The sequence below is a fragment of the Mesorhizobium sp. M7A.F.Ca.US.007.01.2.1 genome, assembly GCF_003998165.1.
GTDB classification, from domain to species: domain Bacteria; phylum Pseudomonadota; class Alphaproteobacteria; order Rhizobiales; family Rhizobiaceae; genus Mesorhizobium; species Mesorhizobium ciceri.
Genome location: NZ_RZQP01000540.1, coordinates 1 through 423, shown reverse-complemented (window position 1 = coordinate 423; position 423 = coordinate 1). Strand labels below are relative to the sequence as shown.

Sequence of the window (423 nt, the reverse complement as noted above, 5' to 3'; positions counted from 1 at the left end):
CCACATTGCCGAGCCTCATCGGCCTGGCAATTGACCGATCATGTTTTACCCCGGCCTACAGGCAGGTCCTTGATCGGCTGCTGATAGAACATGCCGGTCGTGTCTTTGCGAGCGTCGATGAGACAGTACTTGCGGAGTTTGGTGGCCCTGTCGAGGCGTTGCGGTGTTTGACAATCAGGCAGACAATCGTTCACAGCTATGGATGCAAATCACGCCTTCCAGAACGGCTTTTGAAGTTCCGCCTCGACGGCAGCCGGGGTGAGACCGACGTCGTCGATCCGCTGAGGCCCATCTTCCGCCAGTCGCTTCAGTTCCTCGCGATAGTACTTGCGCTCGCGCCAGACCGCGACCAGGCCGCGCAGGGCGAAGAGTCTCGCCCAGACCGATACCGGTTCAGTCGTCCACGTCGGCTGTTCGCTCCAG

The 423-nt window shown here is 60.0% G+C and carries 1 protein-coding gene; it reads right to left on the bottom strand.

Annotated features, from left to right (window positions below):
- Positions 1–209 precede the first annotated feature (209 nt).
- Positions 210–423 (bottom strand): hypothetical protein (locus EN949_RS35680; protein WP_245472590.1); only part of this gene is annotated, 214 nt, incomplete at its 5' end.